Origin of the sequence: Rhodoferax sp. (genome assembly GCF_037143375.1) — a bacterium.
Taxonomy (GTDB): domain Bacteria; phylum Pseudomonadota; class Gammaproteobacteria; order Burkholderiales; family Burkholderiaceae_C; genus Rhodoferax.
This window is the reverse complement of record NZ_JBAWYV010000031.1, coordinates 18133-34064: the sequence shown is the minus strand read 5'-3', so window position 1 is coordinate 34064 and position 15932 is coordinate 18133. Positions and strand designations below refer to the sequence as shown.

Annotated in this window: 15 protein-coding genes and 1 pseudogene; 4 read left to right on the top strand and 12 right to left on the bottom strand. The window is 58.1% G+C overall.

The annotated features are described in order from the left end of the window. Positions 1-95 (bottom strand): annotated as a pseudogene (locus WCG50_RS07185) (4-hydroxy-tetrahydrodipicolinate reductase); the annotation flags it as partial. A gap of 2 nt (positions 96-97) precedes the next feature. Further along, on the bottom strand, positions 98-640 hold the full coding sequence (bamE, locus tag WCG50_RS07180; protein WP_336898904.1) for an outer membrane protein assembly factor BamE: 543 nt from the start codon (positions 638-640) through the stop codon (positions 98-100). Positions 641-725: 85 nt separating this feature from the next. Here bamE and fur point away from each other — a divergent pair, with 85 nt between their 5' ends. Then, a complete protein-coding gene (fur, locus tag WCG50_RS07175; RefSeq protein WP_336898903.1) occupies positions 726-1211 on the top strand; it encodes a ferric iron uptake transcriptional regulator in 486 nt (161 codons plus the stop codon). Positions 1212-1218: 7 nt separating this feature from the next. Here the strand turns inward: fur and hprK are convergent, their stop codons facing one another. From hprK to raiA, 3 genes are all read right to left on the bottom strand, one after another. Next, the gene (gene hprK, locus WCG50_RS07170; RefSeq protein WP_336898902.1) at positions 1219-2169 is read right to left on the bottom strand and encodes an HPr(Ser) kinase/phosphatase; all 951 of its coding nucleotides are present in this window, start codon (positions 2167-2169) and stop codon (positions 1219-1221) included. Between the two features lie 39 nt (positions 2170-2208). Then, complete coding sequence (gene ptsN / locus WCG50_RS07165; protein ID WP_336898901.1) at positions 2209-2676, bottom strand: PTS IIA-like nitrogen regulatory protein PtsN; 468 nt, start codon at positions 2674-2676, stop codon at positions 2209-2211. Between the two features lie 91 nt (positions 2677-2767). Then, entirely contained in the window at positions 2768-3097 is a 330-nt protein-coding gene (raiA, locus tag WCG50_RS07160; RefSeq protein ID WP_336898900.1) for a ribosome-associated translation inhibitor RaiA, read from the bottom strand. A gap of 371 nt (positions 3098-3468) precedes the next feature. Here raiA and corA point away from each other — a divergent pair, with 371 nt between their 5' ends. Then, a complete protein-coding gene (gene corA, locus WCG50_RS07155; protein ID WP_336898899.1) occupies positions 3469-4458 on the top strand; it encodes a magnesium/cobalt transporter CorA in 990 nt (329 codons plus the stop codon). Positions 4459-4504: 46 nt separating this feature from the next. Here the strand turns inward: corA and WCG50_RS07150 are convergent, their stop codons facing one another. The 4 genes from WCG50_RS07150 to WCG50_RS07135 form a co-directional block, all read right to left on the bottom strand. Further along, positions 4505-5254: a 5'-methylthioadenosine/adenosylhomocysteine nucleosidase gene (locus WCG50_RS07150; protein WP_336898898.1), complete on the bottom strand. Its 750-nt coding sequence runs from the start codon at positions 5252-5254 to the stop codon at positions 4505-4507. Positions 5255-5257: 3 nt separating this feature from the next. Next, the gene (locus WCG50_RS07145) at positions 5258-6931 is read right to left on the bottom strand and encodes a long-chain-fatty-acid--CoA ligase (RefSeq protein WP_336898897.1); all 1674 of its coding nucleotides are present in this window, start codon (positions 6929-6931) and stop codon (positions 5258-5260) included. A gap of 133 nt (positions 6932-7064) precedes the next feature. Then, the gene (gene pntB, locus WCG50_RS07140; protein ID WP_336898896.1) at positions 7065-8480 is read right to left on the bottom strand and encodes a Re/Si-specific NAD(P)(+) transhydrogenase subunit beta; all 1416 of its coding nucleotides are present in this window, start codon (positions 8478-8480) and stop codon (positions 7065-7067) included. Between the two features lie 12 nt (positions 8481-8492). After that, the gene (locus WCG50_RS07135) at positions 8493-10142 is read right to left on the bottom strand and encodes a Re/Si-specific NAD(P)(+) transhydrogenase subunit alpha (RefSeq protein WP_336898895.1); all 1650 of its coding nucleotides are present in this window, start codon (positions 10140-10142) and stop codon (positions 8493-8495) included. A gap of 142 nt (positions 10143-10284) precedes the next feature. On the opposite strand from WCG50_RS07135, the gene WCG50_RS07130 reads away from it, so the two are divergent. Together WCG50_RS07130 and mnmA are read left to right on the top strand one after the other, a co-directional pair. After that, positions 10285-10773, top strand: a complete 489-nt coding sequence (locus WCG50_RS07130; protein WP_336898894.1) for an NUDIX hydrolase — start codon at positions 10285-10287, stop codon at positions 10771-10773. Between the two features lie 85 nt (positions 10774-10858). Further along, a complete protein-coding gene (mnmA, locus tag WCG50_RS07125) occupies positions 10859-11974 on the top strand; it encodes a tRNA 2-thiouridine(34) synthase MnmA (protein ID WP_336898893.1) in 1116 nt (371 codons plus the stop codon). Between the two features lie 87 nt (positions 11975-12061). On the opposite strand, the gene WCG50_RS07120 is transcribed toward mnmA, so the two are convergent. Genes WCG50_RS07120 through WCG50_RS07110 form a run of 3 tightly spaced genes read right to left on the bottom strand, consistent with a single transcriptional unit; the run spans position 12062 to position 15931 of the window. Next, positions 12062-12352 carry a metal-sensing transcriptional repressor gene (locus WCG50_RS07120; RefSeq protein ID WP_336898892.1) on the bottom strand — a complete coding sequence of 97 codons (291 nt, stop codon included), beginning with the start codon at positions 12350-12352 and terminating at the stop codon, positions 12062-12064. Between the two features lie 21 nt (positions 12353-12373). Beyond that, a complete protein-coding gene (locus WCG50_RS07115; protein WP_336898891.1) occupies positions 12374-12598 on the bottom strand; it encodes a DUF2892 domain-containing protein in 225 nt (74 codons plus the stop codon). Between the two features lie 42 nt (positions 12599-12640). Then, complete coding sequence (locus tag WCG50_RS07110) at positions 12641-15931, bottom strand: efflux RND transporter permease subunit (protein WP_336898890.1); 3291 nt, start codon at positions 15929-15931, stop codon at positions 12641-12643. Position 15932 lies beyond the last annotated feature (1 nt).

Genomic DNA, 15932 nt, shown 5'->3' with positions numbered 1-15932 from the left:
CCGGCCAGTTCGCAATCATCGGCTGCCTTGATCGCTTCGATCAGCATTTGCCCCATGCGCCCTGACGCGCCCGCCACTGTGATCCGATGGGTCATGGTTAACGCACCGCAGGCTCAAGCGGCGGGTAGCTCGCAGGCAAAGGGGGCAGTGGCTTGGGTTCAACCGCTTTGACGGCTGGCGGTAATTGCGCCAAACTTTCAGGCGTCATTTCAAGCACCGGTACTTTGCCGGTATTGCGACCTGAATCCAGCGAGGCCACAAATTCGGCTTCGCTTGGCAGGGCGTCAGCCTCTATGCGCTCCAGTGCATCGCCTTTGAAAAAGACAGCGACCTTACGCGCCTGCGGCTCCAGCCCCTGGCGCTTGAAGGTGAACACATAGTCCCAGCGATCGGCATGAAAAACACTGGTCAGCAAGGGTGTTCCGAGAATGTCTCGCACCTGCGTGCGACTCATGCCAGGCTTGATGGCCGCGGCTTGCTCTTTGGACACGAAATTGCCCTGAACAATGTCCATTTTGTAAGGGGTTACGATACCGGCGACGCGCGTGCTGGCGCCATTCAAGCCGCCACAGGCCACCAAGCTTGCGCTCGCGGCAAAGAGCAGGATCAGACGGGCAGTACAACTTTGTAGTTCAGACATGGAATGATGTGTGGCGATATGATCAGATCATTGTACCGGCACCACCTGCAGGGTCAGCCTGCCCTATGGCAAGAGAGAGGCCTCCATGACCAATATTGACGAACTCAAAAGCACCGGACTCAAGGCCACCTTGCCTCGGCTAAAAATACTGGAGATATTTCAAAAAGGCAAGCAGCGGCACATGACCGCCGAAGACGTTTTTCGCGTTTTACTGGAAGAGCAGTCTGACGTCGGATTGGCCACGGTGTACCGGGTGTTGGCCCAGTTTGAGCAGGCCGACATCCTGATCCGAAGTCATTTTGAAAGTGGCAAGGCCGTCTACGAACTCAATGAAGGGCAACACCACGACCATTTGGTGTGCCTCGATTGCGGCAAGGTCGAAGAGTTTTACGATGCCGAGATTGAAAAACGCCAGAATGCTGTCGCCAAGCTCAAGGGATTTGCCATCGCCGACCATGCCTTGAGTCTTTACGCGCACTGCATGAATGAAAAATGCGCCAACCGGCCCACGGATGTCGGAGGCCCGGCTGAATCGGCTTTTGAAAAAGAGATGCCCACCCCCGCGATGTAGGGTTGGCTTATTGCGAGTTGTCCATCGCTTTGCGGTGGCGTTCGACAAATTCCTGGTAGGTATCAATGCCGCGCAACTGAAGAATCGTATTGCGCACGGCGGCTTCCACCAGCACCGCAATATTTCGCCCGGCGACCACCTGAATCACTACTTTTCTGACCGGAACCCCCAGCACGTCCTGCGTCAGCGGCTCATAGGGAATTCGCTCGTAATCGCGCTCCATCGTCTCACGACGCACCAGATGGACGATCAGTTTGAGTCGCATCCGGCGGCGGACTGCGGTCTCGCCAAAAATACACCGGATATCGAGCAAACCAATGCCGCGCACTTCCAGCAGGTTCATCAGCAATTCAGGGCAGCGGCCCTCGACCGTGTCCTGGTTGATGCGGAACAGGTCCACCGCATCGTCGGCCACCAGACCATTGCCACGCGAAATCAACTCCAACCCCAACTCGCTTTTGCCCAGGCCGGATTCACCGGTAATCAACACGCCCAAGCCGAGAATGTCCATGAACACCCCGTGCATCGTGCTGCGGTCTGCGAAGTGCTTGGACAAATAGGCACGCAGCACATCAATCACAAAAGCGGAGGATGACTTGGTCGAAAACATCGGGATTTGGGCCCGCTCACACATCGACAACAGGGCGGCCGGGGCCTCCTGCTCATCGGCCAGCACCAACACCGGGGGTTCCAGCGTGACGATACGGGAAATCCGGCGTGCGCAGTCCTCAGGTGTGGCGTTGGTAAGGTAGGCTACCTCGCGCTGACCCAAAATCTGGATGCGGTAGGGGTGAATGTAGTTGAGGTGACCCACCAGATCGGCGCCAGACCGGGCAACCCGAACGGCCCCTTCATCAAAGCGGCGCTCTGAAGCCCCCAGACCTGCCAGCCACTCCCATTTCAGGATGCTGCGAAATTCTTCAAACAGCACATCAGCGCTGACAACATTAGGCTTCATATCGAATCCAGTAGGGTCAGGGCAGGCACTTGACCGAGGTCAGGCCAATTGAGAGGACTGCCAGTGGTGAATCAATCGGTGCAGTTCAACCGCATCGGCACTGGTCGCCATTTTTTCACGCAAGGTGGCGTCGCTGAGCATCTCGGCGATCTCAGACAGGATCTCCAGATGTTTCTGCGTCGCCGCCTCGGGCACCAACAGGAAAATCAGCAAGCTCACCGACTGCTCATCGGGTGCGTCAAACCCGATGGGGTTGGCCAACTGAATCACCGCCGCCATCGGCGACTTGAGGCCTTTGATGCGTCCATGCGGAATGGCCACGCCATGACCCAAACCGGTAGACCCGAGCCGTTCTCGTGAAAACAGGCTGTCGGTCACGAGCGATCGACTCAGTCCATGAAGGTTTTCAAACAGCAAGCCCGCCTCTTCAAAAGCACGCTTTTTGCTGGTGGCATCCACATGAACAAGCACTTGTTCGACGGACAGGAGGTTGGAAAGTCGATTCATAATTTGCTGGCGATTATGCACTCAAGACATTCGGACAAAAAAAAGCCGCGCGGTCGACCGGGCGGCTTTGTCGGAATTCAATCTGCGCGATTTACATCAAGCGCTTGGGAGCCTCATGGTGGTGGTTTTGCAAGCGGTCTTTGTGACGGACGACCTGACGGTCCAGCTTGTCGACCAACTCATCCACTGCGGCATACAAGTCAAAGTGGGCGCTCTCGGCAAAAATGTCTGAGCCCTTGACATGAATATTGCACTCCGCTCGCTGTCTGCCTTCTTTTTCCTTTTGTTTTTCCACCGTGAGCAGCACCTTGACATCCACAACCTGGTCAAAATGCCGAACGATTCGATCGAGCTTGCTCGTAACGTAACTGCGCAGGGCTGGGGTGACCTCGAGGTGATGGCCGCTGATCGTCAAATTCATAAATAGCCTCCTGTGATTGGCTGGGTTGAAAAACCTTTGAACAATTTCACTATGCCTTCGATATTTGGAAAGTGCAATACTTTTCATTGATGCACTGCAACAAAATAAGGTGTTAATCCTCTTTTTACCCGCTGAATTAACCTCTTTATTGACTTTATTGCATTGCTTTTTCGCAAGCGATGATGTGAATTACTTCGATTTAGAACCGCTTGGCTCCGTTGCAATGCGATAATTTCGTCATCTTGACTCTCGGAGAAAACTCCTTGGAAACCTACCCTAGTTGGTAGCTTTCAACTCCCAAAACTGCATCGGGGTTGAAAGCGAAACACCGCAACCACCGCCAGATGCACACCAATTCAAGGGAGTGAGCCATGCTCAATATTTTTTCGCTTGCCAACGGCCGACTCTTTCAGGAAGAGATCGAGTCGCTGGAAGAACTGTCCAACTTCCAGCCGATCTGGGTTGACCTGGAGTCACCCACCCTGGAAGAAAAACGCTGGGTCAAGCAGTATTACGGTCTGTCGATCCCGGAGGATGCGATGGACGAAGACATCGAAGAATCCGCTCGTTTCTACAAGGAAGACAACGGCGAACTGCACATTCGCAGTGACTTTTTGGTCGCCGACGATGACGAACCGCACACGGTGCGTGTGGCGTTCATCCTGAACCTGGAAAACGACGAGCTCAAAAGCAAGGGCGTGCTTTTTTCCATTCACGATGAAGACGTTCCGGTATTCCGCCTGATCCGTATGCGGGCGCGCCGGGCACCGGGTTTGATTGAAGACGCCAAAGAAGTGCTGCTCAAGCTGTTTGACGCCGACGCCGAATACTCGGCTGACACGCTCGAAGGCATTTACGACGAGCTGGAAAAGGTCAGCAGCAAGGTGCTGTCGGGCAACATGACCGACGAACTGGCGGGCGAGGTGCTGGCGGCCATTGCCCGCCACGAAGACATGAGCGGGCGCATTCGCCGCAATGTGATGGACACCCGGCGCGCCGTGAGCTTCATGATGCGCAGCAAGATGCTCAACGGTGAGCAGTTTGAAGAAGCGCGGCAAATTTTGCGCGACATGGACTCACTGGACTCGCACACCGCCTTCCTGTTTGACAAGATCAACTTCTTGATGGACGCCACGGTCGGTTTCATCAACATCAACCAGAACAAGATCATCAAGATCTTTTCGGTCGCCAGCGTGGCGCTGCTGCCGCCCACCCTGATTGCCAGCGTTTATGGCATGAACCTGAAGTTTCCCGAGCTGGAGTTTTTGGGCGGCTGGAGCTACCCCTACACCGTAACGCTGATGGTGGCGAGCGCGCTGGTGCCGATGTGGTACTTCAGAAAACGCGGCTGGTTAACCTAAAAACAGGCTCTAGCCCCCGTGCCTTCTGCACAAGCAGCTCTGTTATTTATAGCATTGGCATGAGATTCTGGACGATGGCCAACGCATAGCGGCTGGCCACTTCTTTGACAAACGTCGGGAAATCCACATGCGCCTGGTCGTCGGCCCGGTCCGAGATGGTGCGCACCGCCGCAAACGGCACGCCGTAGTCAAAGCACACCTGCGCCACCGCCGCACCTTCCATCTCGACCGCCAGCGGGGCATAACCTGCCGCCAGCAAGCCATTTTGCAAGACCTGCAACTCGGCCGCCCCGGACACAAAGCGGTCGCCACTGGCAATCAGGCCTTGGTGAACGCCCGGGTTCTGGTACAAGTTATTTTCATGAAATTCTCCTCTAGCCCGCGTCAGCCCTTCGTGAGTAGCTTCTAAAAGTAGAGCAGTCAATGCCGGATCGCAGTCGAAACTGGCGCGGCCATATTGCGGAATTTGATAACGGGGAAACAAGGGCGAGGAATCCATGTCGTGCTGCACGAAGGCCGAGGCCACCACCACATCTCCGACCTGAACCCCCGCCCCGACACCGCCCGCCACACCGGTAAAGACGATGCGTTGAACGCCAAAGACCTCAATCAAGGCGGTGGCGGTGGTGGCGGCCGCCACTTTGCCAATGCGCGACAAAGCCAGCACCACGTTGCGGCCCTGCAATTCCCCGCGCCAATAGCTGCGCCCGCCGCGCCTGACGCGCTCAGGGTTGACCAGCAGTTGAAGCAGTCCTTGTTGCTCTTCTACCAAGGCGCTGAGGATGGCGGTGGTCATGGATTATTTGTCTCGAAGTTCGCGGCGCAATATTTTGCCGACTGGGGTTTTGGGTAATTCGGCGCGGAACTCGATCACCTTGGGTTGCTTGTAGCCGGTCAGGTTTTCCTTGCAGAAAGCCCGAATTTGCGCATCGGTCAAGTCCGGGTTTTGTTTGACGATCACCAGTTTGACCGCTTCACCGGTTTTGGCGTCTGGAATGCCCACGCAGGCGCACTCCATCACGCCCGCCATCTGGGACACGACGTCTTCAAGCTCAGTCGGAAACACATTGAAGCCGCTGACCAGCACCATGTCTTTTTTGCGGTCCACGATTCTGAAGAAACCGTTCTCATCCATCACACCAATATCGCCGGACTTGAAATAACCGTCTTCGGTCATGACCTTGTCTGTTTCATCCGGGCGCTGCCAGTAACCGGCCATCACCTGCGGCCCTTTGATGGCAATCTCGCCGGACTGACCCAGCGCCACCTCGTGCCCCGCGTCATCGAGCAGTTTGATCCAGGTGCTGGGCACCGGCAAGCCAATCGAGCCCGTGTACTCGGTCGCCGTCACCGGATTGCAGGTGGCAATGGGTGAGGTCTCGCTCAAGCCGTAACCTTCGCAAATGACACTGCCGGTCTTCTCGAACCAGCGCTTGGCCACCGCGCTTTGAACCGCCGTGCCACCGCCCACGGTGACCACCAGATGACGCCAGTCCACCTTGTTGAAGTCGGGGTGATTGGCCAAGCCGTTGAACAAGGTATTGACCGCCGGAAAGACATGGATTTTGTGCTTGGCCAGTTCAGCCAGCACCGCCTTCATGTCGCGCGGATTGGGAATCAAGATCAGCTTGCCGCCACAACGCAGGGTCAACATCATGCCCACGGTAAAAGCAAAGATGTGATACAGCGGCAAGGCACACACAAAGTTGACCTGCTCGGCCGAGGGAATTTTTTTAAGCAGAGGCTCAAACCAGGCATCCGACTGCAACAGGTTGGCCACCAGATTGCGATGCAGCAGAACTGCGCCCTTGGAAACGCCGGTGGTGCCGCCGGTGTACTGCAGCACGGCCACATCGTCAGGCAGGACCGTCACTTTTTTCAAGCTGCCGGAAGCACCTTTGGCGATCGCGGCATTGAACCGCACCGCACCCGTCAGACTGAAACCGGGCACCATTTTCTTGACGCTGCGCACCACATAGTTGACCAGCGTGCCCTTGAGCAAGCCGAGTTGATCGCCCATGGCGCACAGCACCACATGCTGAACCGGCGTGGCGGCGAGGCATTTTTCCAACGTGGCGGCAAAGTTTTCCAGAATGACAATAACCTTGGCGCCCGCGTCTTTCAACTGGTGCTCCAACTCCCGCGCGGTGTACAGCGGGTTGACATTGACCAGGATGTAACCGGCGCGCAGGATGCCCGCGACGGCAATCGGGTACTGCAACACGTTGGGCATCATGACCGCCACCCGGTCACCTTTGACCAATCCCAGGCCTTGCAGGTAACTGCCAAACGCCAGACTCAGACTGTCGACCTCGCCATAGCTCAGGTCCCGGCCCATGAAACTGTAGGCGGTGTGGCTGGAGAACTTATTGAAGCTCTCCTCCATCATGGCCACTACCGAGGTGTATTTTTGGGGATCGATATCGGCCGGCACCCCCGATGGGTAACTCTTGAGCCAGAGGCGGTCAGTCATGCGAAAGTCTCCTTTGACAATTAGATCGTCAGGATTGTCGACCTGCACAGCACTGACGGTGCCTCGTATTTTCCCTTTTCTTAGCGAGAGTCAACCCCCTAAACCACACGCTGGGTGTGGTCTGGTTTCAGCCTCAGGACGCTTTCAGCACCGTCAACACTTCGTCCAGCATCTTCTTGGCATCGCCAAACAGCATGCGGTTGTTTTCTTTGTAGAACAGCGGGTTGTCGACACCAGCGTAGCCCGAAGCCATGCTGCGTTTCATCACGATAGAGGTCTTGGCCTTCCAGACTTCGAGCACCGGCATGCCGGCAATCGGACTGGTCGGGTCGTCCTGGGCCGCAGGGTTGACGATGTCGTTGGCGCCGATGACGATCGCCACATCTGTGGTGGGGAAGTCGTCGTTCAACTCGTCCATCTCGAACACGATGTCGTAGGGCACCTTGGCTTCAGCCAGCAGCACATTCATGTGGCCCGGCATGCGCCCGGCCACCGGGTGAATGCCAAAGCGCACATTGACGCCTTTTTCGCGCAACACCTTGGTGATCTCGTACACCGTGTGCTGGGCCTGCGCCACCGCCATGCCGTAGCCGGGAACAATGACCACGCTCTTGGCTTCGCGCAACAACTCTGCCGTCTCGGCGGCGTTGACGGGCGTCACTTCGCCCACGGGTTGTGCGTCACCGGTAGCCGCTTTAGGCGCGGCACTGGTGGAGCCAAATCCACCGGCAATCACGCTGATGAAACTGCGGTTCATGGCGTTGCACATGATGTACGACAGAATCGCGCCGCTGGAACCCACCAGCGCACCAATCACGATCAGCAAGTCGTTAGACAACATGAAACCGGTGGCCGCTGCGGCCCAGCCTGAGTAGCTGTTGAGCATCGACACCACCACCGGCATGTCGGCACCGCCAATGGCCATCACCATGTGCACGCCAAACAGCAAAGCCATGATGGTCATCACGATCAGTGGCGTCATGCCAGTTGCGGCATCGGCGTGCAGGAACTCGCGGCCGAAATAGATCACCACCAGCAACAGGCCGAGGTTCATGAAGTGGCGCCCTGGCAGCAGCAAGGTTTTGCCGCCAATGCGTCCCGACAGCTTGCCAAAGGCAATCACCGAACCGGCAAAGGTTACCGCACCGATCAGGATGCCGATGTAGATTTCCATTTCATGGATGGCCTTCTCGGCGCCTTCCAGAGGAATGGAGGTGTCAATGTAGGTGGCAAAACCAACCAGCATCGCCGCCAGACCGACCATGCTGTGCATCAGCGCGACCAGTTCGGGCATTTGCGTCATTTGCACGGTGCGAGCCGCGTACAAACCAATGCCGCCACCGACCACCATGGCGCCAATGATCCAGGCATAGCTGGCAAAACCGCTCACTTTGGGGCCGAACACGGTGGCCAGAACGGCAATCGACATGCCAATCATGCCGTAGAGGTTGCCGCGCAGCGCGGTAGTCTGGTTGGACAAACCGCCCAGGCTCAGAATGAAAAGAATCGTGGCTCCGATATAGGAGACCGTTGCAAGACTTGCAGACATCAGGCGTCTCCTTTATTTACGAAACATGGCCAGCATGCGCTGGGTAACGGCAAAGCCGCCGAACATATTGATGGCCGTGAGCACAATGCCCGCTGCGGCGATCCAACGAATCAGATCATCGGGTCGACCCGTGGCACCGGCAATCGGCGAAATCTGCACCAATGCGCCAATCGCAATGATGCTGCTGATGGCATTGGTCACGCTCATCAGCGGCGTGTGCAATGCCGGTTTGACGTTCCAGACCACCATGTAGCCGACAAAGCAGGCCAGCACAAAGACCGTGAAGTGCGCCAAAAAGGCCGTTGGCGCATTGGCACCGACGTACCAGAAAAACGCTGCCGCGACGCCGAACATGATGGCCAGCTTGTTGCCCGCCATCGGTTCACTGGGCGCGCCATGACCGCTCGCCTTCTTGGCCGCAGGCGCTGCAGCTGCCGCAGGCTTGGCTGCCGCTGCGGGCACCGACTTGGGCGCCGGGGCCGGCCAGGTGATGGCGCCGTCCTTAACGACAGTCAGGCCGCGAATGGCATCGTCTTCCATGTTGACGTTGATCACGCCGTCCTTGGTTTTGCACAGCTCTTCAGCCAAGCGAAACAGGTTGTTGGCGTACAGCGTCGAGGACTGCGTGGACAGGCGTGAGGCCAGGTCGGTGAAGCCCACGATGGTGACACCGTGTTTGACAACCGACTGACCGGGTTCGGTCAACTCGCAGTTGCCGCCTTGCTCGGCGGCCATGTCAACGATGACGCTGCCGGGTTTCATGGACCGCACCATCTCGGCGGTAATCAGCTTGGGCGCAGGCTTGCCGGGAATCAGTGCGGTGGTGATGATGATGTCCACCTCTTTGGCCTGCTTGGCGTACATGTCGCGCTGAGCCTGCTGGAAGCCCTCGCTCATGACCTTGGCGTAGCCGCCACCGCCGCCGCCTTCTTCCTCGTACTCGACCTTCACAAATTCGCCACCCAGGGACTTGACCTGATCCGCGACTTCGGCACGGGTGTCGTTGGCACGAACGATGGCACCCAGGCCAGCGGCCGTGCCAATCGCCGCCAAACCGGCCACACCGGCACCAGCGATAAACACCTTGGCGGGGGGAACCTTGCCCGCCGCCGTGATCTGGCCATTGAAGAAGCGCCCAAAGGCGTTGGCGGCCTCGACGACAGCACGGTAGCCTGTGACACCGGCCATGGAGGTCAAGGCGTCCATCTTCTGCGCCCGGCTCAGCATGCGTGGCAGGGCGTCGATGGCGAGCACCGTCACCTTTTTGGCAGCAAGTTGCTGCATCAATTCAGGGTTTTGGGCTGGCCAGATAAAACCAATCAGCGTGCCGCCTTCATGCATCAGCGCCACTTCGTCAGACGTGGGCGCACGCACTTTGAAAACGATGTCGGACTCGGCCCACAAGGCGACTGCGCCTTGAACAATCGAGGCACCCGCAGCGCGGTAAGCGTCGTCGCTGACATTGGCCGCCTCACCTGCGCCCGCCTCAATGGACACCGAGAAGCCGAGCTTGATGAGTTTTTGCACCACCTCCGGCATCGTCGCCACGCGTTTCTCGCCAGGGAAAATCTCCCGCGGTACGCCGATTCGCTGCCCCGATTTAGGTGACGCAGGAGTGGGTGTAGAAACCCCTGCAGTGGAAGTGGTTACGCCGATCGTCATGGGACGACTCCTCGTTTTTAGTTAAATTTAGGTCCGTTGGCGAGCTTACCCCATATTTATTGCATTTTCGGGGCAGGGTTAACCCCTGGACGCGCTGGAAAGTCAGCTATTTGACAGACGCCCGGACCTTGGATAATGGGCCATGACTACACGATGGAAACCGAGTGCGACCGTGGCCGCAATAATTGAGCAGAACGGCCAGTTTTTGCTGGTTGAAGAACACACGCCTGAGGGGCTTCGCCTCAACAATCCGGCCGGGCACCTCGACGCAGGCGAAAGTCTGGTCGACGGCTGTGCCCGCGAAGCGCTTGAAGAAACCACTTGCACCTTCAAACCAAACGCGCTGGTGGGCGTTTACATGTCGCGCTTTTTTCGCCCGGCCCGCGAGGGGTTTGAGGCCGAAGACATCACCTATTTGCGCTTCGCTTTCTGCGGTGAGTTGGGCGATGTGAAGGTGGGCCGACAACTTGACACCGGCATTGTGCGCACGCTGTGGATGACGCCCGACGAGGTGCGCGCCAGTGCGCCGCGCCACCGCAGCCCGCTGGTGCTGCGCTGCATGGAAGACTACTTGGCGGGGCAGCGTTTCCCCCTTGATCTGATTCACACCGACGCCTCGGTTTCACTATGAATAAAGTAGCTACTCACGCAGGCAGCACTTGGGCTAGAGCCCTATTTGATACATATTTCTCGGTGACAGGGATAATTTCACCCCTATGAACAAGCAACACACAGGACAACGGGTGGTGGTCGGTTTGAGCGGTGGCGTGGACTCCGCGGTGACTGCCTGGCTGCTCAAAGAGCAGGGCTATGACGTCATCGGCATCTTCATGAAAAACTGGGAGGATGACGACGACTCGGAATTTTGCTCGTCCAACATCGACTTCGTGGACGCCGCCGCGGTGGCCGACGTGATCGGCATCGAGATTGAGCACGTCAACTTTGCCGCCGAGTACAAAGACCGTGTGTTTGCTGAATTTCTGCGTGAATACAGCGCGGGTCGCACGCCCAACCCCGACATTTTGTGCAACGCCGAGATCAAGTTCAAGGCATTTTTAGACCACGCCTTGCGCCTGGGTGCCGAAAAAATTGCCACCGGCCATTACGCCCGGGTGCGGCTTAACGAGGTCACCGGCAAACACGAGTTGCTCAAGGGGCTGGACCCGTCCAAAGACCAGAGTTACTTTTTGCACCGGTTGAACCAGGCGCAGTTGTCCAAGACCTTGTTCCCGGTCGGTGAGTTGCTCAAAACCGAGGTGCGCCGCATCGCGCTGGAGATTGGCCTGCCGAATGCCAAAAAGAAAGACTCGACCGGCATTTGTTTTATTGGCGAGCGCCCGTTCCGCGACTTTTTGAACCAGTACATCGCCAAGGAACCCGGCCCGATCAAGAACGAAAAAGGCCAAACCATCGCCCAGCATGTAGGCTTGAGTTTTTACACGCTGGGGCAACGCCAGGGACTCGGCATCGGCGGCCTGAAAGCCAAAGGCGCGCAAAAGGGTGGCGGCGAGCACGCGCCCTGGTTTGTGGCGCGCAAGGACATGGAGAAAAACACGCTGTGGGTGGTGCAAGGTCACGACCACCCGTGGCTTCAGTCTTTTGAATTGACCGCGCAAGACGCCAGTTGGGTTGCGGGCACGGCCCCAGTAGCGGGCCAGTACAACTCAAAAACCCGCTACCGCCAGGCTGACGCTTCCTGTGAGTTGGCGGTGGGTGCCAGTGAGGCTTTCAGCCTCACCTTCCCCGAGCCGCAATGGGCCGTCACACCAGGCCAGTCGGCGGTGTTGTATGACGGTGAAGTGTGCTTGGGGGGCGGCGTGATTGCGGCCTGAGTCACGCTTGGTTAGCTACTTTTTTAATAGCTACTTACACAAGCGACACGGGGGCTAGAGGTCTATTTTCCTTAAGAATCCAAAGCATCAACCCATTCGCGCCAGCAGGGTTTCCATGTCTTTCATCATCAAAGCCAGGCCGGCTTTTTCAGTCTCATCGGGCTGCATGCAGGCGTCAAGCTCCTGCTCCATGAAGCACATGGTCATGCGCAGGTAAGTACTGTCCAGCGCCTTGCGCACGGCCGAGAATTGCTGCCCGATCTTCATGCAGCTCTCACCTTCTTCGATCATGCGCTGCACGCCCCGAATCTGGCCTTCGGCGCGCTTGAGCCGGTTGAGCACATCGGTACGTGCAGTGACGTCAGTCAATTTGGGCATGATTTTTCCTTGCTTGGATGCTTAGTTGGCGCAACCGATCTTGGACTCGGGCACACCCAGTTTTTTCAGGATGATGCCGAGTGGGCAAAAATTCGTGAACCCGGATTGGAACAGATTGACACCGACAAAGGCGGTGAACGCCAGCGCCCATTTACTGACAAAGAGCGGGCTGCCTTCGACGCCGAGCGCCAGTGAAATCATGATGAAAAGTCCGGCAAAGACGACAATATAGCGTTGAACAGTCATGGTGAGACTCCTGAAGTTAAAAAGTTAAAAGACAAAAAACGCTTAGCGGGGCGCGTCCATGCGCTTGCGGTACAAGGCGTAATACAGCACCGGGATCACCACCAGCGTGAGCAGGGTGGAAACCAAAATCCCAAAGATCAGCGACACGGCCAGACCGTTGAAAATCGGGTCATCCAGAATAAAGAAGGCGCCGATCATGGCCGCCAAGCCGGTCAGGGCAATCGGCTGCGCCCGCACCGCTGCCGACTGCACCACGGCATCCTTGAACGCCAGACCCTGCGCCACTTGCAGCTCTATAAAGTCGACCAGCAAAATGGAATTGCGCACGATGATGCCGGCCAGCGCAATCATGCCGATCATGGAGGTGGCGGTGAACTGGGCGTTCATCAGCGCATGGCCGGGCATGACGCCAATGAGGGTCAGCGGAATCGGCGCCATGATGACCAGCGGTGTCAGGTAACTGCGGAACTGCGCCACCACCAGCAGGTAAATCAGGATCAGGCCCACCCCATAGGCGGCGCCCATGTCGCGGAAGGTGTCGTAGGTGATCTGCAGTTCGCCATCCCACTTGATGGCGTACTGACGGTAGGTGTCGGCGGGCTGCTTGATCCAGTATTCGCCCAACTCACCAGCCCCCGGCAAGGCGGCTTCCTTGAGCTGGCTGCGAATGGCAAACAGGCCATACAAAGGCGAATCAAGCTTGCCCGCCATGTCGCCAAACACATAACTCACACCATGCAAGTCTTTGGTGAACAAAGGTTTGTCAATCACGCCGCGCTCGATCTGCACCAGCTCGGACAACGGCACCATCTGGCCGTTGGCAGCACGCAACGGGATCGCCAGCAAGGTGTCGAGCCCGACCTGGGACGCCTGCGGCAACTGCAAGCGCACCGGCACCGGGTATTTGGACTGGCCATCGTGCAGGAAAGCCGCGTCCGAGCCCGACAAGGCCATGGCCGCGCTTTGCGCCACCACGGCCACCGGAATGCCCAAGGACTCCGCGCGCTGACGGCGCACGCGCAAGAAGACCCGCGCCGCGTTTTCCTTGAGCGAGGTGTCGATGCCGACGATGTCGGGCGTGTCGCCAAACGCTTTCGCCACGCGGCTGGCCACGGCCTGCCGGCCGGCTTCGTCCGGGCCATAGACCTCGGCCATCAAAGGCGACATCACAGGTGGGCCGGGTGGCACTTCGACCACCTTGATGCGGGCGTGGTGCTTGATGCCGATTTTTTCCAACTCGGGGCGCAGGCGCTGCGCGATGACGTGGCTTTTTTCACTGCGCTGGTGCTTGTCGACCAGGTTCACCTGCAGATCGCCCTGATCGGCATCGGCGCGCAAATAGTATTGGCGCACCAAACCATTGAAGGTGATGGGCGAGGCGGTGCCGGCGTAGGCTTGCAGGTTCAGCACTTCAGGCTGTTGTGCCAGATAAGCGCCCAACTCGTGCAGCGTGGCAGCGGTGTTCTCCAGCGGCGTGCCAGCAGGCATTTCGACCACCACCTGAAACTCGCTCTTGTTGTCAAACGGCAGCATCTTCATGACCACCCACTGCACCAAGGTCAGCCCGATCGAGAGCATCAGCGCGACCAAAATACCGCCCAACAACAGCCAGCGCTTGCGGGCGCTGTCCAGGAATGGCGTCAACACGCGGGCAAACAGGTTTTGCAGCTTGGGGCCCAGGCCTGTCGGACTGCCGTGATCAGCCGGCGCGTGTCCTTGTTGTTTCATCAATTTCAGCGCCAGCCAAGGGGTGACGGTGAATGCAATAGCCAGCGAAATCGCCATGCCCAAGCTGGAGTTGATCGGAATCGGACTCATGTACGGGCCCATCAAACCGGACACAAATGCCATCGGCAACAAGGCGGCAATGACAGTCAGCGTGGCCAAAATAGTGGGGCCACCAACCTCGTCCACTGCGCGCGGAATGATGTCTTTCAACGTCGCCTCGGGCGTCAGTTGCTGGTGTCGGTGGATGTTTTCGACCACCACGATCGCATCGTCCACCAAAATGCCAATCGAGAAAATCAGCGCAAACAGCGACACCCGGTTCAGCGTGAAGCCCCAGGCCCAAGAGGCAAACAGTGTGGCCGTCAACGTCAAAATCACGGCGGCGCCCACAATCACCGCTTCGCGCCGACCCAAAGCAAAGCCGACCAGCAAGATCACCGAGCCGGTGGCAAACGCCAGTTTCTGGATAAGCTTGTTGGCCTTCTCGGCGGCGGTCTCGCCGTAGTCGCGCGTGATGGTGGTTTCAATGTTGCCCGGAATCACCGTGTTGCTCAGGTCCTTGATGCGTTGGCGCACCGCCTGTGCGACATCGACCGCGTTTTCACCCGGTTTTTTGGTAACCGTGATCGTCACGGCTGGGTAGACGCTACCCGCCTGCAAAGTCGGCACGGCGGGCGCAGAAGCTGCTTTTTCGCTCGCCACGGCAACGCCAGCCGAGGCCCCGCCGGGCGTAAACCAGACATAGTTTTGTGGCAGTTGAGCGCCGTCTTCAATGCGGGCCACTTCGCGCAAATACACCGGCAGCCCTTTGGAGACGCCCACCACGAGGTCGCCCACATCTTTGGCGTTGCGCAGGAATTCACCGGTCTCGATGCTGAGCATCTGCGCCGGTTGGCTGCTGGCATCCAGCACCGCACCCGAAGGCATGCCAAAGTTGGCCGCTGCCAGCGTCTGTTTGAGCCCCATCAGGTCAATACCGCGCTCGCGCAGACCGACCGGATCCAGCCAGACATTCACGGCTCGGCCGGGTCCACCGATGGTTTGCACTTCACGCGTACCCGGTACGCTCTTGAGTTCATTCTCGACCGCATGGGCGACCCGTTCCAACTCGAACGCAGGCAAGGCTTCGCGGCTCCACAGCGTGACGCCAAGCACCGGCACATCATCGATGCCTTTGGGTTTCACAATGGGCGTGAGCGTGCCCAATTCGCGCGGCAACCAGTTCTGGTTGGCGTTGAGCACATCGTACAAACGTACCAAGGCCTCGGTGCGCGGCACACCCACCTTGAACTGCACCGTGAGTACCGCCAATCCGGGACGTGCCACAGAATAGGTATGCTCAATGCCAGCAATCTGGCTCAGCACCTGCTCGGCCGGTCGGGCCACCATGTTTTGCACGTCGACACTGCTGGCCCCCGGGAACGGGAACAGCACGTTGGCCATCGTCACATTGATCTGCGGCTCTTCTTCGCGTGGGGTCACCAGGACCGCGAACAGACCCAGCAGCAAGGCCACCAGCGCCAACAAGGGCGTCAGCGCGTTGGTTTGAAAGGCAGCGGCAATGCGGCCGGAGATGCCCAGTTTGGGGTTGTCGTTCATCGCCATC

Bases quoted from the DNA above. Each gene is read 5' to 3' on its own strand.
- bamE (WP_336898904.1), bottom strand. From the start codon at position 640: ATGTCTGAACTACAAAGTTGTACTGCCCGTCTGATCCTGCTCTTTGCC.
- fur (WP_336898903.1), top strand. From the start codon at position 726: ATGACCAATATTGACGAACTCAAAAGCACCGGACTCAAGGCCACCTTG.
- hprK (WP_336898902.1), bottom strand. From the start codon at position 2,169: ATGAAGCCTAATGTTGTCAGCGCTGATGTGCTGTTTGAAGAATTTCGC.
- ptsN (WP_336898901.1), bottom strand. From the start codon at position 2,676: ATGAATCGACTTTCCAACCTCCTGTCCGTCGAACAAGTGCTTGTTCAT.
- raiA (WP_336898900.1), bottom strand. From the start codon at position 3,097: ATGAATTTGACGATCAGCGGCCATCACCTCGAGGTCACCCCAGCCCTG.
- corA (WP_336898899.1), top strand. From the start codon at position 3,469: ATGCTCAATATTTTTTCGCTTGCCAACGGCCGACTCTTTCAGGAAGAG.
- WCG50_RS07150 (WP_336898898.1), bottom strand. From the start codon at position 5,254: ATGACCACCGCCATCCTCAGCGCCTTGGTAGAAGAGCAACAAGGACTG.
- WCG50_RS07145 (WP_336898897.1), bottom strand. From the start codon at position 6,931: ATGACTGACCGCCTCTGGCTCAAGAGTTACCCATCGGGGGTGCCGGCC.
- pntB (WP_336898896.1), bottom strand. From the start codon at position 8,480: ATGTCTGCAAGTCTTGCAACGGTCTCCTATATCGGAGCCACGATTCTT.
- WCG50_RS07135 (WP_336898895.1), bottom strand. From the start codon at position 10,142: ATGACGATCGGCGTAACCACTTCCACTGCAGGGGTTTCTACACCCACT.
- WCG50_RS07130 (WP_336898894.1), top strand. From the start codon at position 10,285: ATGACTACACGATGGAAACCGAGTGCGACCGTGGCCGCAATAATTGAG.
- mnmA (WP_336898893.1), top strand. From the start codon at position 10,859: ATGAACAAGCAACACACAGGACAACGGGTGGTGGTCGGTTTGAGCGGT.
- WCG50_RS07120 (WP_336898892.1), bottom strand. From the start codon at position 12,352: ATGCCCAAATTGACTGACGTCACTGCACGTACCGATGTGCTCAACCGG.
- WCG50_RS07115 (WP_336898891.1), bottom strand. From the start codon at position 12,598: ATGACTGTTCAACGCTATATTGTCGTCTTTGCCGGACTTTTCATCATG.
- WCG50_RS07110 (WP_336898890.1), bottom strand. From the start codon at position 15,931: ATGGCGATGAACGACAACCCCAAACTGGGCATCTCCGGCCGCATTGCC.